Origin of the sequence: Kitasatospora sp. NPDC057518, from assembly GCF_042802075.1 — a bacterium.
Classification (GTDB): Bacteria; Actinomycetota; Actinomycetes; order Streptomycetales; family Streptomycetaceae; genus Kitasatospora.
Genome location: NZ_JBHVEU010000122.1, coordinates 1 through 20,243, shown reverse-complemented (window position 1 = coordinate 20,243; position 20,243 = coordinate 1). Strand labels below are relative to the sequence as shown.

The window sequence follows — 20,243 nt, the reverse complement described above, 5'->3', positions numbered from 1 at the left end:
GCCCGGGGCGGGTGGCTCCTGGTGTGCCGCCCGCCCCGGGCCGCGAGTCGCGGAGAAGAGGGCCGTGACCGGTGTCAGCGCACGGTGACGGTGAAGACCGGGGAGGCGGTGTCCCCGCTGACGATGCGCAGCTCGTTCAGGCCCGTGATGCCGAGCTTCACACCGAGCGAGTAGGCGCCGCTGCTGGTCGTCGGCACCGAGGCGGGCAGGGTGACCCACGCGCCGTTCTGCTTCTGCTGCAGGGTCACCGTGGTTCCCGCCTTGAGCCCGGTGGTCGTGCCGGTGACCCGGAACAGTTCCCACGCCTGGACCGTGGTGACCGACGGCTTGGCGGTGATGGTGGCCTGCGTGGCCGCCGCCTGCGGGGTGGCGGGCTGGGGCGTGACGGACGGCGCGGTGACGGACGGCCCGGTGGGCGCGGGGTCGGCGGTGGTGGGGCCGGCCGCCAGGGCGGTGCCCGCCAGGCCGAGGGCGAGGGTGCTGAGGGTGGCCACGGCGGCCAGGCGCAGGCGGTTCCGCTTGGAGACGATCACGGGTACCCCTTTCCGGGGGAGGTGGTTGCTCGCCCGAAGGCGTGGATGCCGCGATTCGGGCTCTGCCATCTGTGGGGACGTCCTGGGCCGCCCATCGATCATGGGCGAATTGTCACCGGATAGTAACAGTCGGCGATCAAACCGGGTCGGAAGGCGACCGGGGCGCGCTCACTTCACAACAGTACGGAGTGCGGTCGGCGGCCATGACCGAAAGGTCGGAACTGCCCCGTAGCGAACCGCTGTTGACCAGTTCTGATTGCTGATGGCCATGAATGCGCCGATCCGCCCGGAATCCCCGAAGTCGCCCCCGGCGGCCCGGTCCACAGCCGGTCCGGTTCCCGTCCGGGTGAGCGGAGCCGCACCTCCGAGGTTGCGCGGCCCGGGTGAACATCGCGCACGGGAGGCGCGGGCCGCCGTCCGGCAGGGCACGGGTGGGGGACCGAGACTCCCGTGAGAAAGGCCTGTGCCGTGGGGCGTGCACTGATCGTCGTCGATGTGCAGAAGGACTTCTGCGAGGGTGGGGCCGTTCCGGTCGGGGGCGGTGCCGGGCGGGCCCGCGCCATCGCCGAGCTCGTCGAACGCACCGCCGGCCGCGAGTACGCGCACGTCGTCGCCACCCGCGACCACCACCTCGACCCGGGCGGCCACTTCTCCGACCACCCGGACTTCAAGGACTCCTTCCCCGTGCACTGCGTCGTCGGCACCGAAGGAGGCGAGTTCCACCCCGACTTCGCGCCCACGGCCGAGACGATCGTGGACGAGGTCTTCTACAAGGGTGCGCACTCCGCCTCCAAGAGCGGTTTCGAGGGCTTCGCCTCGGACGGGACCGCCCTCGCGGACTGGCTGCGCGCACGGGACGTCACCGAGGTGGACGTGGTCGGCATCGCCACCGACCACTGCGTGAAGGCCACCGCGCTCGACGGCGTGCGGGCCGACTTCGCCGTTCGGGTCCTGCTCGACTACACCGCGGGCGTCGCCGCCGACACGACCGCCCGGGCCGTCGCCGAACTCGGCGGGTCCGGTGTCGAGTTGACCGGTGAGCCGGTCGTCGTCGGCTGACGGTGGGGAGGCCGGCCGCCGTGGAGCGCGCCCGCCCGATCCACGCGGACCGGGACGCCTGAAGGCGTCCACCGAAGCCGCTGACACGCCCTCGATCGGGTGAGTTGCGGTACCCCCGGGGCAGCGGGCGGCCAGGGTAACGGCCGTGATCAACATTCGAATCCGCACGGCCGCCAGCGCGGTCGCCCTCGCCTGCGCCGTCGTGCTCACCCCCGAGAGCCTGGCCGCCGCCGCCCCCGCTGCCCAGGCCGACGCCGCCCCCTTCCGCTGCCTCGACCCCAGCGGGGACGCGCTCTGGAGCGGCCCCCAGTGCGACGGCGTCATCGTCCGTGAACTCGGCACCGAGGCCGTCGCCATCGTCCTGGACGGCCGGCGCATCGACTTCGCCGACGAAGCCGAACTGCGCGCCGACGACTGCGCAGACCGGCCCGCCGTCACCCTCCCCGCCAGCACCTTCGAGAGCATCCCGGAGGGCCCGGACCCGCTGTACGCCGCCGTGGACCGCCGGGTGGACGTACCCCGGATCACCCCCACGCCGCACTGGCGCAAGAACTGCCACCCGCTCTTCCGCTCGGACGGCCGCGACCCGTCCGTCATCTTCGAGCAGGGCTTCGCGCCGAAGGACACCGTCAACGGCCAGTACGACATCACCAGTTACGTCCTGCAGAACCAGCCCTCGCCGTTCGTCAGCACCACCTACGACCCCGAGCTGTACAAGAAGTGGAAGAAGGTGCCCTGGGACTACTTCATCGACGCCCCCGGCGGCATCGACGTCAACGCGACCATCGGCGACCATCACCAGTACGCCGACCAGGTGGAGGTCGCGTTCCCCGGCGGCGTGGACCGGCACTTCATCAGCCGGGCCTGCCCGGTCGACCGGGCCACCGCCTCCCTGGTCGAGTCCGGCTGCGTGGACAACCCGAACTACCAGCCCTGGCTGCACTGACCCGCCCGCAGTCCGCCGCCGACCGGCCGCCCGAGGGGTGTGGCGCGCCGCCGCGGTACCCCCGGAAGAGGCCCCGGTGTCCCAGCTCGGACACCAGCCGCAAAGTAGCGGGGTGATCACATGCTCGCCGCCGTGGCGGCCTGCTCGTCGTGTTCGCGGAGCATCCGCATGACGGTGGCGGGTGAGGGGTGCCGGCCCTTCTTCGCCCCGATGGTGATGACGAGCCGCTTGGCGATATCGCGCAGGCTCATGTCCTGGTCGCGGAGGTGGAGGGCCATGGACAGTATGGAGCCGTCGGTGACGCCCGCACCGCCGATGGTCTTGCCGCGCTTGCGGGCGGACTCGTGGCCTTCGAGGGTGCGGTCGCGGATGTACTCGCGCTCCATGCCGGACATGGCCGCGAGCACGGTGAACACGATGCCGGAGGGGTCGTGTGAGCCCTTCAACTCCCCGGTGAGGAACTCCAGGCCGACGTTGCTGGCCTTGAGCTCTTCGGCGAGCATGGCGAGTTCGATGCCGCGGCCGAGCCGCTTGTGCTCGTGGACGACGAGGGTCACGGCGACGCCGGAGGAGCGGATCTCTCCGGCGAGCTTCACGGCGGCCTCCAGCTCGGGCCGGCGGGTGGCGCGGGTGGAGATCTTCTCCGAGAAGACCCGGGTCACCCCGGCCTCGGCGAGGGAGTCGAGCTGTGCGTCGAGGGACTGCCGGGCGGCGCGGTGTTTCACGAGCGACCACCTATGAAACACGCCCTGGCCACGGCCGCTGGCCTCCTCTGTGGAGCGCCGTGCGGTAGGCGGCTGGGGTGACGCCGTAGGTGCGGGTGAACCATCGGGTGAGGTGGGCCTGGTCCGCGAAGCCGGCCTCGGCGGCCACCGTCGCCGGCGCCGTGCCCTCGGCCAGGAGCGCACGGGCTCGGCGCAATCGCAGATCGCGCTGGTAGTCGCTGGGTGCGAAGCCGTACGCCGTGCGGAAGCCCCGGTAGAGCGCGAAACGGCTGCACCCGGCCGCCCGGGCCAGCTCGTCGGCGCCGACGTTCTCGGCGAAGCGCTGCCGCAGCAGATCGCGGGCCCGTGCCATCGCGGCCAGGTCCACCCGGCCCCGCTGGTCCGGAACCGGTGCGGACCGCGCTGCGGCACGGCGGGTCAGAGCCAGCACGGAGGCGGCGAGGCGTTCCTCGACGATCAGCCGGGATGCGTTCTCGGCGACCGCGGTATGGAGGCGGGCCACCGCTCGGGCGAGGGCCGGGTCGTCCACCACCGGAGTGTCGAAGAGTGGCAGCCCGGCGTCGCCGGGCGCCGCGTCGGCGAGGACCTCCCGGACAAGACCTTCGCCGAGGTGCAGCATCCGGTAGCGGTAGCCGTGCTGGACCGCCGACCGCCCGTCGTGGGGATCGTCCGGATTGAACGCCATGACCAGCCCGGCCGCGCTGACGTGCCGCCCTCCCCTGCACACGAACGACTGCGCGCCGTCGTCGGTGACGCCGAACGAGTACGTGTCGTGGGCGTGCATCGGATACGCGTACCGCTCGAAGCGGGCGTCCATGGCCTCCAGCGCAAGCCCGGGAACCCGCCAGTAGGCGGCGCGCTCCCCGGCAGACGTCATGTCCCCAGTGTGCCGCACGAGCGTTCAAGCCCCCGCGCGCTTCCACGGCGCACGCTGGACACCAGCACCTCGACCAGCGAAGGAACCAGGGGAATGACCGGGAACGCCTCAGCAGCACCGACGAGCCTTCACGCCACGGAACGGGTCCGCCTGGCCGTGTACCACGGATTCGCCCGCACTGGACACGCTCCGAGCGTGCCGGAACTCGCCGCACTCACCGGACTCGCCCCCGATCAGGTACGCCAGGAACTGCGCGCCCTTCACGCAAGCCACGACGTGGTCCTGGACCCGCAGGACGACGACCAGGTCGTGATGGCCCACCCCTTCGCGTCCGTGCCGCTCGGCTTCTCCGTCATGGGGACACACACCCTGTGGTGGGGCGGCTGCGCCTGGGACTCGTTCGCCATGCCCCACCTGCTCAAGGACGAGCCCGACCTCCTGGTCGCCACCCGCTGCCTGGCCTGCGACACCCCGCACGCCTGGGTGGTCGGCCGGGAGGCACCCCCGAAGGGCGACCAGGTCGCCCATTTCCTCACCCCCATGCACCGGGTCTGGGACGACGTCGTGCACACCTGCGGCAACCAGCGCCTGTTCTGCTCCACCGACTGCGTCGACACCTGGCTGCGGAAGACGGGCCAGGAACGCGGCTATGTCATGGATCTGGGCACCCTGTGGCACTTCGCCGGCGACTGGTACACCGGACGCCTGGACCCGGGCTACACCCGCCGCGACCCCGCCGCCGCCGGCGCCTACTTCGCCGAGGTCGGCCTGCACGGCTCCTTCTGGGGACTGCCCGACTGAGGCCTGGCTCCTCCTGCCGCCCCCCTGAAACGGGGCGACGAGCTGTGTGCCCTCTCGCCGCCCGGTCCGACTCTGCTCGACACGGCTGCGTGCGGCGTCCGCACCCGTCGGATCGGTCAACCCGACAAGTGTGTCCGGGCGACCGATTGGTCGGCGGTGCCGGCCGGCAGGCGTTTTTCCGCTCGACGTGCCAGTAGATCATCACGCCGTCGCCGCCGTAGCGGGTGTGGTACTCGGTCATGAAGTTCGAGGACCAGGACCCGAACTTCTTCGAGTCCGACGCGCACGCGGTGCCTTGCCCCCACCATGCGGTGTCGCGGGCGGCGAAGGTGGAGTTCACCAGCCTGATGACGGCGGCCCGCAGGTTGTCGACGGTGATGAAGTGCCGCAGCGCGGCCTCGCTCTCGCCATGCTCGCCGGTCGCCACGATCGCCCGGATGCCCATGTTCGTGCCCAGCGCGAAGAGGGCCAGCAGGAGGCGGCGCTGGAGGACGTCACGCTCGATGCGCTCGTACGCGGCTACCGAGGAAAACTCCTCGGTGAAACCGGTCAGGAAGTCGGCGCTCTTCAGCACGTCCAGCACGTCCAGGACGCCCCAGCGGCGTGCGACCTCCTCCTTGAGGGCCGCCAGGCCGGTGGGCTCGGCCAGCGGCTCTCGTCCCGCTACCCACGACCTACTTCGCGGCTGGTGTCTGAGCTAGGACACCGGGGCCGAAGCGGGCGGCCCGGTCGGCGGCGGCCCGCCGCTGTCACGCGCCGATCAGGGCCCGTGGGTCGAAGCCTTCGTCGTCCCAGCCGTAGGTGGAGAAGCCCCTCCCGCCGGAGAGGTGGTGGGTGAGGGCGGCGTGGGCGGTCGGGAACATCGGCAGCGGTAGCCCGTCGGCCGGGGACCAGACCGCGTCGAGGTGCTTGTCCGGCTCGGTGTTCGTCAGCTCGCCGCGCCACGCGGTGGCGAGGAACACCGACAGCAGGAACGGGTGCTCGCCGTCCCAGCCCGTGCGCACCTGGACGGTGTGTACGAGCCGCAGGTCCGCCGGCTCGACGAGCAGCCCGGTCTCCTCCCGCAGCTCGCGCGCGGCGGCCTCGTCGAGGCGCTCACCGACCTCGACCTTGCCGCCGGGGATCGTCCACGCCGACGCCGTGATCCAGCTGTTCGCGGCGTAGTGCAGGGTCGCGACCAGGTTCCGGTCGCGGTCGTGGGCGATCACGGCCACGGCCTGGAGAAGGCTCTCCACGGTGCTGCCTCCGGGGTGGGTGAGCGGACGGTGGTCGGGGCTCGAGGAACATCCATGCCAGTGCCGGCCCTGTCCGAGCCACCGACACGGCGTCAAGCATCATCGCGCCGCCACGGCGCCACCTTCAACGGTTGGACTGTCCGTCATCCGCTTCGAGCTCGGTCGCCGGCGCCTGGTGGGTGGCCGCCCACGAGGCCAGGAGCGCCAGATTGTCAGCGGTCGGTGTGCCCGCGGGTGCCGTGTAGACGTTGAGGAGCAGGCCGGGTTCGGCGGGCAGTTCCAGGGACTCGACGTCCAGGTCGAGCCGGCCCACGATCGGATGGCGAACACGCTTGCGGCCGGACCGGTGCAGTCGCACGTCCTGGGATGCCCACCGCTGCCGAAACAGCTCACTGCGCGTCGACAGTTCGCCGACCAGGGCGATCAGCTCCTCGTCGTGCGGATCGCGGCCGGCTTCCATGCGTAGCTTCGCGGCCACGTCACCGGCGATCTGGTCGTAGTCGACGAAGAAGTCCCTGGCCGCCTCGGGGTTCAGATAGACGAACCTCGCCGTGTTCGCGGGCCGTCGCGGGTCGGCCAGCACCGGTGAGAACAGCGCGCGAGCGAGGTTGTTCGTGGCGAGCACGTCATAACGGCCGGTACTGATCCAGGCCGGTGCGTCGGAGACCGCATCGAGCACCTGCTGCAGCGTCGAGCGCACCGTCACGGCGGGCCTACGCCGGCGTGGGCCGCCGGGCGCCCTGGATCGGCGCGCGAGGTGGAACAGGTGGTCGCGCTCGGCCTCGTCGAGTCGCAGGGCGGAGGCCAACGCGTCCAGCACGCCATCGGAGGCACCGGCGAGGCTGCCGCGCTCCATGCGCACGTAGTAGTCGACCGATACCCCCGCCAGTAGCGCCACCTCTTCGCGGCGCAGACCCTTGACCCGACGGTTGCCGCCGTAAGCGGGCAGGCCCGCCTGCGCGGGTGCGATGCGGGCGCGACGCGAGCTGAGGAACTCCCGGATCTCGGTGCGTGGATCCATCGTGGCCGTCTCCTCACCGTAAGTCCGTCCCGCAGTCTAGGGGGTACCCGATGCGGTCGTCGCGATGCCGCCGTCCACCGGGATCACGGCGCCCGTGAGGTAGGAGCCGGCCCGGCCGGCGAGGAACACGGCGATACCCGCCATGTCGTCGTCGCGGCCGATTCGGCGCAGAGGGGCCGCCGCCGCGATCGTGTCGCCGATGGCATCGAGTGCGGACGCCGTCATCCGCGACGGGAACACTCCCGGTGCTACCGCGTTCACCGTGACGTGCTGGGGGCCCAGCTCCCTGGCAAGCACTCTGGTGAGTTGATGGAGTGCCGCCTTGCTGCTGGCGTACGAGTAGTTGGGCGACTCGGCGACGTGGATGGCGGCGATACTGCCGATGTTGATGATCCGCGCGGGATCATCGGCGGTGCCCGCCCCGCGAAGTGCGGGGAGCAGCGCCTGCACCAGCCAGAACGGCGACTTGAGGTTGAGGTCGATCACCGCGTCCCAGGCCTCGTCCGGGAACGTCGCCAGCGGCTCGCGCCACATCGCTCCCGCGTTGTTGACGAGGATGTCCAGGCGTTCCGAGTCGCCCTTGACGAGATCGGCGAGGCGCTGACACTCGTCGTGCCTGGACAGGTCGGCGGGGATTGCCTGAACGTCGCCGAATTCGGACAGTAGACGCTGTGCCCCCGCGCACCTGTCCGCGTCGCGTGAGCTGATGACGACGCGGGCGCCCGCCTGGAGAAGGCCGCGCGCCATCATCATCCCGATGCCACTGGTGCCGCCAGTGACGAGGGCGTACTTCCCACTCAGATCGAAAAGCTCTGTGTGGGTGGTGAACTGGCTGTCCGCCATTGGTCTCCGTCCCCTTCTGTCGTGGACGAACGCGCCGACATGGTCGCGGATACGGGGCAGCTGAATCGACCTGATGGAGGTAGAGCCGCGGTGCGTGTCCATGGAGTGTTGTCGGCGCGTTCGACTCAACCAGGTTGGCAGGCGTTTCGGACGTCTGGGAGACCCTGGTGATCCAGGTACTGTGAGAACCCCCGATGCTCGGCGACGGCCGGGCCCGCCGGTCAGTCGATGCCTTCGATGATGCGGAAGTCGCGCTCGACGCTGCCGGAGAGGGCCACCAGCGCCTCCTGGTACGCCTCGCTCTCGTAGGCCGCGACGGCCAGTTCGAAGCTGTCGAACTCGATCAGAACGACGCGTTGCGTGATTCCGGCCTCGTGGGCGACGACCCGACCGTCAAGGGACAGGAGGCGCCCGCCCCCGGCCCGGACAGCCGGACCGGCCAGCTCCGCGTAGGCGGTCAGCCTCTCGGGGTCGGAAACGGCGGGGTAGGCACTGACCCAGTAGCCCTTGGCCATGGAAACCTCCTGTGTTCGGCCGGGCACGTCCGACGTCGGACCGACAATCGGATCGATCGATCCCGGCATCCGCAGGCTAGGGCTTGACGGGCGGTCGAGGGAAAGACCGGTACGGACTAGGCTCAGAACGGATCGTTATCAATCGGCGGGGAGGGCGCGTGGCGCCGGACACGGTGAGCCTGCGGTACTTCCTGGTGCTGGCACAGGAGTTGAACTTCACCCGCGCGGCCGCACGGATCGGTATCGCACAGCCCGCACTCAGCGCCCGGATGCGCCGGTTGGAGGCGGAACTCGGGACGGCCCTGCTGGTCCGCAACACGCGCAGCGTCGAACTGACCACGGCCGGTGCGGCTTTGGCGGAGTCCGCTCCGCCCGCGCTGGCGGCGCTGGACCGGGCGTGGGACACCGCCCGGAGCGCGGCGGCCGGTGCACTGGGCACGCTGCGCATCGGATACAGCCTCAGCGCCGGGGCCGAGACGGCACCGGCCCTGGTGGACAGGCTGATTCGCGACAACAGCGGACTCGAGGTCGGCGCGGTCCCGATGGCGACACCGGAGATCTCCCCGGCGGTCGCCGACGGCCGCATCGATGCCGGGATCACCCGCGGTGAACAACCGGGCGATGGCGTGCGCCGGTTCCTGCTGCGGCGTTCGCGCATCGGGGTCCAGCTGGCGCAGCACCATCCGCTGGCCGAACGCGCGGAGATCGAGATCGCCGACGCGGCCGCGTACCCGCTGCGGCTCCCGGACCGTGCGGCCAACCCCGTGGTCCACGATCAGCTGTCCGCGCTGTTCCGGGACACCCGACCGCACCCCCGGTTCCACACGCCCGCTGTCGCTTTCGACCTGTCCCAGCGCGACCTGCGGGACGGGGTCACCCTAGCCCCGGCCGGAGAAGCCGCGGCCACGGTGCAACCGGCCGGTCTCACCTGGCGACCGCTGCGGGGCGCGCCCGGCCTGACGCTCCACCTGGTCCTCCCACGCGAGCAGTCGCCCCTGCACCGCCGCATCCGCGCCGTCGCCAAGGCCCTGGCACGCGAACTGCACTGGCTGCCGGACTGACGCGCGGGAGGTCGAGCGAGACGGACCTCCGCGGCTGGTCGGTGCGATGGGGTTCGGTGGTGCCGGCGTCACACCGGCCAGCCGTGGGCGGAGAGCCGGTTGCCGTGGGTGATCTCGCGGAGGGCGTGTGCGGTGTAGGGCACGGTGTCGGCCGGCAGCCCGTCGAGCGGCCACCAGCGCAGTTCCGCGCACTTGTGCGGCTCCGCGTTGCGCACCTGACCGGTGTGGCGGGCCGGGCGGAAGAACAGCTGGAGGCGGCTGTGGTCGGTGTCGAGGTGGTGCAGGGTGTGGACGAGTTCGAGGTCCTCCTCGGCGATGGTGATGCCGAGTTCCTCCTCGGCCTCGCGCGTCATGGCGCGGGTGACCGGCTCGCCCCGCTCCATGTGCCCGGCCGGGAGGTGCCACAGCCCGTTGGCGTAGCTGGTGTTGCGGCGCCGTCCGAGCAGCACCGTGCCGCCGTCGAACAGGACGAGGTGGACCCCGACGACCAGCATGAGCGGGTCCGTACCCGGTGCCCCGGACGCCGTGTCCGCGAGGTGGCCGGTGTGGTCGGTGGGGTCGGTGCGGCTCATGCGGTGCTCCCGGTGGACTGGTCGGCTGCGGCGGCGAGCAGGGGCAGGTAGTGGTGCAGGTAGGGCGGGACCTTGAGGCCGAGCACCTCGTCGAGGGGGACCATGCGGACGGCCAGGCCCTCGTCGCCGAGCCGCAGGTCGCTGTCGGGGCCCTCCCAGACGGCGTGCAGCACGCGGGTGAGCGGGAGGCCGTGGTCGTGGTGCGGGTCGGGGAGGGGCCGCAGGCCGGTGATCTCGAGGCCGGCCTCCTCGCGGACCTCGCGCACCGCGGTCTCCCGGGCGCTCTCGTCGGCCTCCCGCCAGCCGCCGATCGGAGTCCAGTAGCCGGGCCAGGCCATGCCCGGCCTGTCTTCGCGCAGGTTCATCAGCAGTCGACCGGCGCGGTCGGTGACGAAGACCAGGACGCCCTCGAAGTCGTCGTCGGTCGGCGTGGGGCGCTCCAGGTAGAGCGGGACACCGGAGCGGTGGGCGCGCAGCACCTGCCGGAGCCGCTGGTACCGGGCGGGGGTCATCCGGGCGTGCCAGTCGTGGGCCGTCTCGAACCGCCACTCGGTGTGCTCGGCCGGATCGAGGCGGATCCGGGCCTGCTGCTCGCGGGTCAGGACGCGTGAAGTAGGCCGCCGGCGAGGTGCCTCTGGGTGAGGTCCTTTTCCGGCGGCCCCTTCCCGAACCGGGCTTGCGACTTTCACCGCACCCGGCTCTCCAGTGATCCATTCCGTGAGGAGCCCGTTCCATGGCCGTGGATCTTGTTGTGGCAGGAGACGCATACAACCAGTGTCTTTCGTCTCCGGGTTGCCATGAGTTCGATCCAAAAGGATTTCTCCTTCCTCCCCGGCTGGTTGAGGTCGGCGAGTTTGCGAACGTGGTGGACTTGTAGCCCATACCCCGCCCCGCATGCCTCACATTCCTCGGCCAGGAGCCTCTTTACCAGCTCGGTCCTGCCGGGGTGGGCCCTGTGGATCCTGTCCTCGGCACTCACGGTGCGTTGCCGTCTGAGTGGGGTTTCTCCAAACTTGGCCACAAGGGGCGGTTTGCCATCCCTAGGGACTTCCACCATAAAGCATCTGCGCTCCCCATACGACGTGGTGATGGTCCGTTTGTACTTCCTGGACATCTTCGTCGTAGTGGAGCTGTGCTTGCTGGCGAGGGTCCTGAGCATAGAGCATTCCATGACCCATTGCAGCCTGCTGAGGGTCCCAACGTTCTGGGCCATCAGGTAGTACTGGATCACCCCACGGAGTTCAGCTCCATAGTTCCCCACGATTGAAAAGTCCGAGTCGTGGATACGAAGGCCCAGCTCCGCGGGTTTCCCCCTTCTCATATATCCTGCGCATCGTTTCCGAATCACGTCCCTCGGCACGTACAGCCCGATCTTGCCGTTGGTGGCTCTGCGACCACCGCTGATCTTGCAATCGGCTCGTTGTACACGTACCTCGTAGCCTAGGAACCTCGCCGCCTGGCTGGAGGCGTGGGTGATCAGGGTCTTCTGTTCGGATAGTTCCAGCCTGAGTTCATCACGCAAGAACTCCCCGATCCTGGCCTTGATCTCCTCGGCTTCACGCTTAGGTCCGCTAAACCCGAGAAGGAAGTCGTCGGCGTACCGCACATACCGGAGTCTCCGGTAGTCGGGATCATCCGGGTCGACTCCCGGCATCGTGCGCATCTCCCGCTTCAGTTCCCTGATGCGGTCCACGTCATGAGCCCTGCGTGCCTTCTGCAGCTCGCCCCTCAGCCTTTCATAGGGGCGGTGGCGGGCTCGGCGCGCTCCTCGGGTATATTCCGGAATGAGCTCCTTTTCAACGAACTGGTCGAAACGGTCCAGGTAGATGTTGGACAGAAGTGGAGAGACGGGCCCCCCTTGCGGCGCCCCACTGTGCGTCGGGTGCAACTTCCAGTCCGCCAGGTACCCAGCCTTGAGCATCCGTTCGACCAGCTGTAGGAATCGTCCATCGTGGATTCTCTCAGCCAACGTCGAGAGCATGATCTCGTGATCGAGGCTCCCGAAGAAGTCCGCGAGGTCGCCTTCGATGAACCAACTCGTCCCCGTCCATTTGTGGGCCACCTCTGAAAGCGCCGTATGGCACCCCCGAGAGGCCCTGAATCCGTGGGAGCGGTCAGAGAACTGGGCGTCGTAGTACGCGTCCAAAAGGAGGCGCACCACCTCCGCGACCAGCTTATCGGACCAGGTTGGCACGCCGAGCGGCCTAGTGCGGCCGTTCGGTTTGGGAATCTCAACCCGCCTCACTGGCCTCCACCGATAGGTCTCCGAGCGAAGCCGCCCAATGATCCCATCGATTTTCTCCAGTGACATGCCATCCACGGTTTCTGGGGTGACCCCGGGCGTCATGGATCCCGCGTTCGCGTAGATCCTCCCGTAGGCCATGAGGAAGAGTTGCCTATTGAATAGGTGCCGATAGAGCCTCTCTAGCGGCAGGGCGCGCCTGCCGCGTTCACGGATGACATTCAGCACGGTTTCAGCTTCCTGCATTACGCAGACCTCCCCGGCTTTCGTGTCGAATCACCTGTGCCCCTTCGCCCTGCGGCTGGCTTTCCCAGCCCCCTTGGCAGGTCGTAACTCCTGCGACTACTACGGGCACTCCGTCGCCATAGGGCTCGCGCCCCGTAGGCGATCCCACGGTACGTCTCTGTTGCACGTGTCGAGCGCGACTTAGGTCGCCCGTTCGTCCCCTTGATCGTCTTCGTTAGACGACGTTCTGCCCTGCGAAGGTTGCGGAGGCAACGGAGGCGTACCCCCGCACAGTGCAGCACTGGTGACAGGCGCCATTCCAGCAGGAGTCTTCTTGCACCAACTGGGAACTGGGCTTCAAGCAATCCAGCCTTGACCATATCGCGCGGGTCTCGCACCGCCACGCCTTGAGCGCCTGCGGGCGCGCGGTACTTTCCCGACATGCTACTTTCCCCTTTCACTTTCATGTCCAGGTAGGTCGGGTGACCCAGGAATTTCCCTTCGAATTCCTCCCAACTGAATTGGGGATGCTACAGAGCGCCACGTGGCGCAACGCCGTCGAAGACGAAGCCGCAGGCGGGGACGGGCTGCTCGGCGCCGGCCTGTTCGTGGATGACGGCGACCAGGCGCCTGCGGTCGACGGCTTCGGGGTTCTCCGCGGCGAGGTCGAGGCCGAGCTCCTCCCGGGCCTCGCGCAGGGCGGTGCTGAAGGGGGTCTCGCCGTGCTCGACGTTGCCGCCGGGGAAGTTCCACACGCCGGGGTCGACGGCGGAGCGCATCCCGAGGACACGGCCCCGCGGGTCGGTGACCAGGAAGCAGCCGTAGGCGCTGGGTCGGGCGACGGTGGTGAGGTAGCCGCCGGCCGGCCGCCAACCGGGTACGGCCAGACGGCCGGTGAGCCACTCGATCACCGCGCGCTGCCCTTCGCCGGTCGGCGGCAGCCGCTCGGCGTCGGCCCACTGGTGGCCGTCATGGTCGGGCGAGAGGACGACCGGGGTGCCGTCCGGAACCACGGCGGTGAAGACGAACTGGCGCACGCGCAGGCCCTGTTGGCTGCTGAAGTCCAGGTGCCGCGCGTACTCCAGCGGCAGGCCGGTGAGCCCGGTCTCCTCGGCCAGTTCCCGCGCCGCCCCGGTCGGCACGGGTTCGCCGTCCTCCCGCCCGCCGCCCGGGTACTCCCACAGGCCGGGCAGGACGTCGTGCGCGGCCCGGCGGATCATCAGGATCCGGCCGGAGGCGTCGCGGACCACCACGCCGACGCCGATCCGCTCGACGCCCTCGCGGAAGGCCAGCTCGGTCAGCACCTGGAAGTCGATCACCTGGCGGACTCCTCGGACTCGCGGGCGGGCGCGGGGGACTGCTGCTGCGGTACCGCTCTCGTCAAGACGCATACCCGGAAGTCGAGTTCGGGTATGTGCCGGGGACGTCGCAGGCAACCGATGATGGAGCTGTTCGAATCCGGCGTTCAAGTGGATCGGCTCCGGGCGAGCCCGGGTCGAACGGGGACTTTTCGAGCATCCACGGCACAGGGCAGGGCAGCCTCCGACCGGCCTTGTCCCTCATGGCCGGTCTCAGAACCGGTGGCATTCCCCCGTGAGGGTGAGGTCGGATCAGGCGGTTTGCCAGTGTCGGTCGAGTACACCAGGCTGAGCTCGAAGCACGAGGACTGCCGGCGAGCCCGGATCGCGCACCGATGAGTGTCCCGAGCCGCGCCGGTCCGTACGCCGGACACCCACGGACGGAAGGCTGGGCCATGCGGAAACTGGTCTACGGCATGAACCTGACCCTGGACGGCTACATCGCCGCGGCCGGCGACGACATCGCCTGGAGCGGACCGCCGAGCCCCGAGCTGTTCCAGTGGTGGCTCGACCAGGGGCGGGCAAGTGGCCTGTCGCTGTACGGGCGCAAGCTGTGGGAGACGATGAGCTCCTACTGGCCGACCGGCGACCAGCAGCCCGACGCCACCCCGGCGGAGGTCGAGTTCGCCCGGAACTGGCGGGACACGCCGAAGGTGGTGTTCTCCTCGACGATCAGCGATGTCGACTGGAACACCCGCCTGGTCACCGGCGACGCGATCGCCGAGATCGCCCGGCTCAAGGCCGAGGACGGCGGCCCGATGGACATCGGCGGTGCGACGCTCGCCGGGGCGGCCATGCGCGCCGGGCTGATCGACGAGTACGTGATCGTCACCTATCCCGTCCTGGTGGGCGGCGGCACGCCGTTCTTCACCGCGCTGGACAGCTGGGTGAACCTGAACCTGGTGGAGACACGGGCGTTTCCCGGCGGCGTGGTCCTGACCAGGTACGAGACGAGGCGTTGAGCAGCAGGGTCGTCGGCCCCGGCGTCCGCCCGCCGCATCCTGGACCTGTTCCCCGCGCGGTGAGGACAGGACGTGCCGGGAACGCGCGGGAACGCGAGAGGACCCGGGAGCGTAGCCTGCTCCCGGGCCCCTGTTTGCCGCCCAATTGCGCACACCGGCACGTTTAAGGGTCGCGGATCAGGTTGAAATCGACGCGTTCTACCTTTGAACTACCGTGCCACGGAGCGGCACAGACAGGACTTGAACCTGCATTCGTCGATATTCGTCCGCACCCGGTCGATCCGGTGTTCGGCGGCGAATGCTGAGACTGGAGCGAGAGTCTGAGATTGACAGGGCCTGCCTCTGCCTGATTGGGCTACCCCGGCCGGTGGTGCCGGGGGGAGGGCTCGAACCTCCACTGTGACCCCTGGTCAGCTTCAACATCAGTGTCAGCTTTTCGCACCGCGCACGGGCCCACCCATCCGGCTTCCCAGGCAGGGGACTTGTCGCGCTCGGCGCACCCGCCCGGCTCCCCGGGCGGGCGATCATGAGGCTACCGGAACAGGTAGCCGAAGACGGCGTCACCCACCCGCTGGTCGGTGACCTCGACGGCGTTGGCTTCCTCGCGGGCGAACTTGACGGCCTGCTGGAGCTTCTCCACGCGCTCGGCGAGCTCGTTCACCCGGCGGGCCGGCAGCGCGCCGGAGAACTTGACCGTGGTCCAGTAGCCGACCGCGACGTCCTCGTAGTAGACCTCGACCTGGGCCGGGTGCTTCTCGGTGGCCTCGGCCTTGACGTGGTTGCGCGGCACCTTCTTCGTCCGGATGGTGCGCACCGGCTCGGTCTTCCAGGCGTCGGTGGACGGGTCGAGGTTCCAGGACTCGGAGGCGTCCAGCACCGGGAGCTTCTTCACGAAGGTGAACAGGTCGGTGAGCTGCTTCTCCAGGAAGAGCAGGTACGGCACCGGCACCCGGGAGAGGAGCACCTGGCCGTCCACCACGACGTCGGCGCGGGCGTCGATGTTGGCCCAGTCCTTGGTGGCCGTCACGTCGAAGAGCCGGGTGAGGGTGTTCGCGGTGGACCGCAGGATGTCCTCGGCCTTCAGCTGCACCCGGGTCGACTCCGGCGGCAGCTGCTCGCCCTCCTCGTCCTTGGGCTGGTAGGCGCGGGAGATCCCGGCCAGCAGCGCGGGCTTCTGCAGGTCCTGGTGGGCCTGCGTCAGCTCCTGGAAGGACTTGGACTTGACGCCCTTTTCAACGGCGATGATCTGGTTCAGCTTTGCCACGTCCGGGACGCTATCAGTCCCGGACTGATCGGCGACACCCAATTATCGACCGGCTGTTCGGCGCTCCGGCCGGTCACCTGGCCTGGGGTCATGGTGCCTCGTCCACCCGGAGACTGCCCGGTCGCGATGTCGTTGCGGACGATGCCGATCGAGTGGGCATTGGCCGGCGCGAGTGCCGTAGAGCCTTCGGCGATCGACCGTGTGCGACGCAATGGGGTTGGGGGGCTTGGCCGTGATGCCCCGGCGCTCGACGGTCGGCCTCGGTCCTCGCGGGCTGACGACGAGTCCGGGGTCCGCATGGCAAGTGGACTTGAGTCCAGATTCGTATTGCAGTACACATTAGTACTCGGGTTCGTCGATCGGGGGGATCGCCGTCACGGAGCTCCGCCGAACCGGGCGTCACGAGCCACCGCGCACGTCATCAACACCGCACGTCGGGTCCGCCACGTGATCCACCCTCCGGAAAGGGGTTTCGAGGAAGTCGTGAGCACTGTCCGTACAACACCAACGCGAGGTCTGCGCACACCGGGAAGCGGGGTGCGCGGTGTGGCGGCCGCGCTGGTCACAAGCCTTCTGGCCATGACGCTCGTCGTCCTGGCCGGGCCGGCGGCCCAGGCGCAGCCGCGAGAACTCGCCGGTCAGCGCAACATCATCACCTGGAACATGCAAGGCGCGACCGCGGCGGGCACGGGTGGCACCTACGAACGAGTCCACCAGATCTACAGCAGGGCCGTCGACGATGCCGCCCGTGACGGCGGCGCGGCCGACCAGCAGCGGGTGGTCATGGCCCTTCAAGAGGCCGGAGTCCCGCCCACGTCCTGGGCCGCTCTCACACCCGCCGATCAGGGGGATCTCGACATCCCGGCCGGGCTGAGGGGCTACCGGAGGAAAGTGGGACGGACGTACAGCTACCTCTTCCTGGCACCGACCACCGGCAGCGACCCCTCCGGGCGGGTCAACTCCGCGATCATCACGAACCAGCTGCCCCAACGCCTGGTCTACATCCCGGCGATCGCCGACAGGCTCCGCCCCCTCATCGGCGTGGGCTACGGCGAGGGGGGTGCGGACGGGGAGTACTACTTCTCCTTCCATGCCTCCTCCGGGAACGGCGGCAGAGACATCATGGGAATACTCCGTGGCTTGACGGAGGAGATGGGTCTCCTGGAATCCACCGTCCATTCCGGACATTCTGTCAACTGGTACATCGGCGGCGACTTCAACGTGAGCCCGGACGTCCTCAGGAGGCGCCTGGACGGCCAGCAGGCGACCGACTTCTTCATCGCGGGCCCGGAGGGCCACACTCATCGGGGTGCGAGCAAGAGCACCCTGGACTATGTCGTCACCAACGACCCTTCGATGAGCCGCGTGCGGGGGGTGGTCACCGACCAAGAGGGGTTCTCCGACCACGACTCCGTGTCCTACGGTTGGCGGATCGGCGGCGGCATGCCCTGCGATCCACTGCGCGCGACAGTACGGGCGGCCGCGGAGGTCACTGGCCCGGCGCTCGCTCCCTGCCCCCTTCCGCGACCGGCCGCGATCGTCTCCATGGGCGACAGCTACATCTCCGGTGAGGGCGGCCGCTGGGCCGGCAACGGGGACTACCCGAGTTCCGGCTCCGGCCTCGGCACCGACCGCGCCGTAACGGACTGCACCGGGGAGGTCGCCGAGGCGGAGACCTGCCGCTACGACCTGACGAAGGTCTACGGCGGCACCTCCTACCAGGGCGGCAACGCGTGCGACCGCTCGGACGTGGCCGAGATCAAGGGCGTCGACCTCTACGGCATCCCGCCGGCGAACCGCTTCAACATCGCCTGTTCCGGAGCCGAGACGAAGCACGTCCGCAGCGAGGGATTCAAGGGTGAGGCGCCGCAGGTCCAGCAACTGCGCGAGCTGGCGAAGCAGCAGGACGTCAAGGTGATCGCGCTGTCCGTCGGCGGGAACGACCTCGACTTCTCCGGCATCCTGAACCGCTGCGCCCAGCGGTTCCTGCTCGGCCGGGGCGCCTGCCACGAGGGCGAGGACGCTCCCCTGAAGAGCAAGGTGGCGGGCCTTCAGGGCAGTGTCGAGGGCACGGTCGACGACATCCGCGCCGCCATGCGGGACGCGGGGTACGAGGACGGCGACTACACCCTGGTCGTCCAGTCCTACCCGAGCCCGTTCCCGCAGCCCCTGGGCATGCGCGAGACCGGCGACACCTACGACCGGTACACCAAGGCGGGCTTCCCCTTCTATGACGAGGACGCCGCCTGGACCAACCGCACCGTCACCCCGGCGATCTCCGACGCCCTCAAGAAGGCCGCGGTCGCGAAGAAGGCCGTCTTCCTCGACCCGCGGTCCGCCTTCGCGGGGCACGAGCTGAACTCCAAGGACGCCAGGACGGCCGGGGTGGAGAACTCCCCTCAGTCCCCGCTGGCCGCCGACGCCGCCGAGTGGGTGCGCTGGGTCGACCACCTGCCCGGCGTGCCGAGCACCCGCAAGCAGGGCGAGGCGCAGGAGTTCGTCCACCCGAACGCCTTCGGGCAGCAGGCCCTCTCGGAGTGCCTGAGCCAGACGGTGCGGCAGCACGACGCGCACCCGCAGTACGGCACGTTCGCCTGCGACGGACGGGCCGGGGCGGCACCGGGTGCGGTGACCGTCCGGCACACCGGGCTGGAGGGCCGGGACCCGTGGGACGCGCCGAAGCTGACGGTGATGCCGCTGGGCGACTCGATCACCCAGGGCAGGGGCAGTGCCAATGACAGCCTGGGCTACCGCAAGGAGCTGTGGCAGGCGCTGAAGGACCACACCGGCAGCCTGGACTTCGTCGGCTCCCTCAAGCACGGCGACGGCGGCTTCGACGGCGACCACGAGGGCCACTCGGGCTGGCGGATCGACGAGTTGACGGACAACGCGGGCTACCGCGAGGGGGACCTCGACACCTGGCTGCCGGCGGCGAAGCCGAACGTGATCACGTTGATGGCGGGTACCAACGACCTCAACCGCGGCGCCCCGACCACACCCCAGGACGCGCGCGACCGGATGGACACCCTGCTGGGGAAGATCCACGCCATGGCGCCGGACGCGACGGTGGTGCTCGGCTCGGTTCCCCCGACCGACCCCGCCACGCCGTGGGTGCGCTTCCAGCCCCTGTTCGACGCCTACAACAAGCTCCTGCCGCCGCTGGTGGACAGCTGGCGGGGCAAGGGCATGAAGGTGCGCTTCGCGGACATGGGCGCCGTCACCGCGGGCGACATGAGGGGCGGCGACGGCCTGCACCCGACCCCGAGCGGCTACACGAAGATCGCCGACGCCTTCTACGAGGGTGTCGCCGCCGCGGCCGCCGACGGCTGGATCACCGAGAACGTCGCGGTCAAGCCCGCCCCGTACAGCGGGGGCGTCCTGGGCGACGGCCCGGTGGACATCGACGGTGACGGCAAGGCCGACTACCTGGTGGTCGGCGACGACGGCTCGGTCGAGGCATGGCTGAACCGGGGCACCGACGCCAAGGGCGGCGGAGGCTGGCAGAGCGTCGGAAGGATCGCCGCCGGGGTCGCGCCGGGCGGCAAGGTCCGCTTCGCCGACCTCGACGGCGACGGCAAGGCCGACTACCTCGTCCTGAACGACGACGGCTCGGTGCAGGCCTGGCTCAACCGGGGGACCGACATGCCCGGAGGCACCGGTGCCCCTGGCGGCGGCGGAGGGATGGACCCGTCGACCGGCTCCGGCGGGACCACGGGTACGGGCACGCCCGGTGGAGGCGGGGGCATGGACCCGTCCGGCGGATCGGGCGGGACCACCGGCACGCCCGCCGGAGGCGGCTGGCAGGCCATCGGCACGGTGGCGGCCGGCGTCGCCCCCGGCGGCAAGGTCCGCTTCGCGGACGTCAACGGCGACGGGAAGGCCGACTACCTCGTGGTCGAGGACGACGGTTCCGTCTCCGCCTGGCTCAACACCGACGGCCGGGGCGGCTGGAACGGCGTCGGGCGGATCGCGGCCGGAGTGGCCACCGGGGACAAGGTCCGCTT

18 protein-coding genes and 1 pseudogene are annotated in these 20,243 nt (G+C 69.8%); 6 read left to right on the top strand and 13 right to left on the bottom strand.

Annotation, left to right across the window (positions count from 1 at the left end):
* Positions 1 to 74: 74 nt before the first annotated feature.
* Positions 75 to 533: a hypothetical protein gene (locus ACFU7Z_RS15385; RefSeq protein ID WP_380777820.1), complete on the bottom strand. Its 459-nt coding sequence runs from the start codon at positions 531 to 533 to the stop codon at positions 75 to 77.
* Positions 534 to 1,001: 468 nt separating this feature from the next.
* Between ACFU7Z_RS15385 and ACFU7Z_RS15380 the strand changes: the two genes are divergently transcribed.
* Together ACFU7Z_RS15380 and ACFU7Z_RS15375 are read left to right on the top strand one after the other, a co-directional pair.
* Positions 1,002 to 1,592 carry an isochorismatase family protein gene (locus ACFU7Z_RS15380; protein ID WP_380777819.1) on the top strand — a complete coding sequence of 197 codons (591 nt, stop codon included), beginning with the start codon at positions 1,002 to 1,004 and terminating at the stop codon, positions 1,590 to 1,592.
* Positions 1,593 to 1,737: 145 nt separating this feature from the next.
* Positions 1,738 to 2,538 (top strand): ADP-ribosyltransferase, encoded by an 801-nt coding sequence (locus ACFU7Z_RS15375; RefSeq protein ID WP_380777818.1) that lies wholly within the window; start codon positions 1,738 to 1,740, stop codon positions 2,536 to 2,538.
* A gap of 116 nt (positions 2,539 to 2,654) precedes the next feature.
* Here the strand turns inward: ACFU7Z_RS15375 and ACFU7Z_RS15370 are convergent, their stop codons facing one another.
* Both ACFU7Z_RS15370 and ACFU7Z_RS15365 read right to left on the bottom strand, forming a co-directional pair.
* Positions 2,655 to 3,263: a recombinase family protein gene (locus ACFU7Z_RS15370; protein ID WP_241852896.1), complete on the bottom strand. Its 609-nt coding sequence runs from the start codon at positions 3,261 to 3,263 to the stop codon at positions 2,655 to 2,657.
* 10 nt (positions 3,264 to 3,273) lie between these two features.
* Positions 3,274 to 4,140, bottom strand: a complete 867-nt coding sequence (locus tag ACFU7Z_RS15365; RefSeq protein ID WP_380777816.1) for an AraC family transcriptional regulator — start codon at positions 4,138 to 4,140, stop codon at positions 3,274 to 3,276.
* A 195-nt stretch (positions 4,141 to 4,335) separates the two neighbouring features.
* Between ACFU7Z_RS15365 and merB the strand changes: the two genes are divergently transcribed.
* On the top strand, positions 4,336 to 4,941 hold the full coding sequence (gene merB, locus ACFU7Z_RS15360; RefSeq protein ID WP_380777815.1) for an organomercurial lyase: 606 nt from the start codon (positions 4,336 to 4,338) through the stop codon (positions 4,939 to 4,941).
* Positions 4,942 to 5,119: 178 nt separating this feature from the next.
* Here the strand turns inward: merB and ACFU7Z_RS15355 are convergent.
* The 5 genes and pseudogenes from ACFU7Z_RS15355 to ACFU7Z_RS15335 all read right to left on the bottom strand — a co-directional run.
* A pseudogene (locus ACFU7Z_RS15355) lies at positions 5,120 to 5,515 on the bottom strand (Tn3 family transposase); the annotation flags it as partial.
* Between the two features lie 175 nt (positions 5,516 to 5,690).
* A complete protein-coding gene (locus ACFU7Z_RS15350; RefSeq protein WP_074003274.1) occupies positions 5,691 to 6,176 on the bottom strand; it encodes an NUDIX domain-containing protein in 486 nt (161 codons plus the stop codon).
* Between the two features lie 124 nt (positions 6,177 to 6,300).
* Positions 6,301 to 7,197, bottom strand: coding sequence for a helix-turn-helix transcriptional regulator (locus ACFU7Z_RS15345; RefSeq protein ID WP_380777814.1), 897 nt, complete (start codon positions 7,195 to 7,197; stop codon positions 6,301 to 6,303).
* Positions 7,198 to 7,233: 36 nt separating this feature from the next.
* Complete coding sequence (locus tag ACFU7Z_RS15340) at positions 7,234 to 8,040, bottom strand: SDR family oxidoreductase (RefSeq protein WP_380777813.1); 807 nt, start codon at positions 8,038 to 8,040, stop codon at positions 7,234 to 7,236.
* Positions 8,041 to 8,261: 221 nt separating this feature from the next.
* Positions 8,262 to 8,555 carry a DUF1330 domain-containing protein gene (locus ACFU7Z_RS15335; RefSeq protein ID WP_117485813.1) on the bottom strand — a complete coding sequence of 98 codons (294 nt, stop codon included), beginning with the start codon at positions 8,553 to 8,555 and terminating at the stop codon, positions 8,262 to 8,264.
* Between the two features lie 158 nt (positions 8,556 to 8,713).
* Here ACFU7Z_RS15335 and ACFU7Z_RS15330 point away from each other — a divergent pair, with 158 nt between their 5' ends.
* Positions 8,714 to 9,616 (top strand): LysR family transcriptional regulator, encoded by a 903-nt coding sequence (locus ACFU7Z_RS15330; RefSeq protein ID WP_380777812.1) that lies wholly within the window; start codon positions 8,714 to 8,716, stop codon positions 9,614 to 9,616.
* Positions 9,617 to 9,684: 68 nt separating this feature from the next.
* Here the strand turns inward: ACFU7Z_RS15330 and ACFU7Z_RS15325 are convergent, their stop codons facing one another.
* The 4 genes from ACFU7Z_RS15325 to ACFU7Z_RS15310 form a co-directional block, all read right to left on the bottom strand.
* A complete protein-coding gene (locus tag ACFU7Z_RS15325; protein WP_380777811.1) occupies positions 9,685 to 10,188 on the bottom strand; it encodes an NUDIX domain-containing protein in 504 nt (167 codons plus the stop codon).
* Complete coding sequence (locus ACFU7Z_RS15320; protein ID WP_380777810.1) at positions 10,185 to 10,700, bottom strand: NUDIX hydrolase; 516 nt, start codon at positions 10,698 to 10,700, stop codon at positions 10,185 to 10,187. The genes ACFU7Z_RS15325 and ACFU7Z_RS15320 overlap by 4 nt, the downstream gene beginning before the upstream one ends.
* A gap of 173 nt (positions 10,701 to 10,873) precedes the next feature.
* The gene (locus tag ACFU7Z_RS15315; RefSeq protein ID WP_380777809.1) at positions 10,874 to 12,676 is read right to left on the bottom strand and encodes a reverse transcriptase domain-containing protein; all 1,803 of its coding nucleotides are present in this window, start codon (positions 12,674 to 12,676) and stop codon (positions 10,874 to 10,876) included.
* A 509-nt stretch (positions 12,677 to 13,185) separates the two neighbouring features.
* On the bottom strand, positions 13,186 to 13,974 hold the full coding sequence (locus tag ACFU7Z_RS15310) for an NUDIX domain-containing protein (RefSeq protein WP_380777808.1): 789 nt from the start codon (positions 13,972 to 13,974) through the stop codon (positions 13,186 to 13,188).
* A 434-nt stretch (positions 13,975 to 14,408) separates the two neighbouring features.
* Here ACFU7Z_RS15310 and ACFU7Z_RS15305 point away from each other — a divergent pair, with 434 nt between their 5' ends.
* Positions 14,409 to 14,975: a dihydrofolate reductase family protein gene (locus tag ACFU7Z_RS15305; protein WP_380777807.1), complete on the top strand. Its 567-nt coding sequence runs from the start codon at positions 14,409 to 14,411 to the stop codon at positions 14,973 to 14,975.
* Positions 14,976 to 15,507: 532 nt separating this feature from the next.
* Here ACFU7Z_RS15305 and ACFU7Z_RS15300 read toward each other — a convergent pair.
* Positions 15,508 to 16,239, bottom strand: a complete 732-nt coding sequence (locus tag ACFU7Z_RS15300; RefSeq protein WP_049649138.1) for a hypothetical protein — start codon at positions 16,237 to 16,239, stop codon at positions 15,508 to 15,510.
* Between the two features lie 579 nt (positions 16,240 to 16,818).
* Between ACFU7Z_RS15300 and ACFU7Z_RS15295 the strand changes: the two genes are divergently transcribed.
* Positions 16,819 to 20,243, top strand: a 3,425-nt coding sequence (locus tag ACFU7Z_RS15295; protein WP_380777806.1) for a GDSL-type esterase/lipase family protein, incomplete at its 3' end; no start/stop codon positions are given.

What these genes read in the sequence shown, in the direction of transcription:
- ACFU7Z_RS15315 (WP_380777809.1), bottom strand. Translation starts at nt 12,676, where the DNA reads ATGCAGGAAGCTGAAACCGTGCTGAATGTCATCCGTGAACGCGGCAGG.
- ACFU7Z_RS15365 (WP_380777816.1), bottom strand. Translation starts at nt 4,140, where the DNA reads ATGACGTCTGCCGGGGAGCGCGCCGCCTACTGGCGGGTTCCCGGGCTT.
- ACFU7Z_RS15325 (WP_380777811.1), bottom strand. Translation starts at nt 10,188, where the DNA reads ATGAGCCGCACCGACCCCACCGACCACACCGGCCACCTCGCGGACACG.
- ACFU7Z_RS15340 (WP_380777813.1), bottom strand. Translation starts at nt 8,040, where the DNA reads ATGGCGGACAGCCAGTTCACCACCCACACAGAGCTTTTCGATCTGAGT.
- ACFU7Z_RS15305 (WP_380777807.1), top strand. Translation starts at nt 14,409, where the DNA reads ATGCGGAAACTGGTCTACGGCATGAACCTGACCCTGGACGGCTACATC.
- ACFU7Z_RS15335 (WP_117485813.1), bottom strand. Translation starts at nt 8,555, where the DNA reads ATGGCCAAGGGCTACTGGGTCAGTGCCTACCCCGCCGTTTCCGACCCC.
- ACFU7Z_RS15320 (WP_380777810.1), bottom strand. Translation starts at nt 10,700, where the DNA reads ATGACCCCCGCCCGGTACCAGCGGCTCCGGCAGGTGCTGCGCGCCCAC.
- ACFU7Z_RS15345 (WP_380777814.1), bottom strand. Translation starts at nt 7,197, where the DNA reads ATGGATCCACGCACCGAGATCCGGGAGTTCCTCAGCTCGCGTCGCGCC.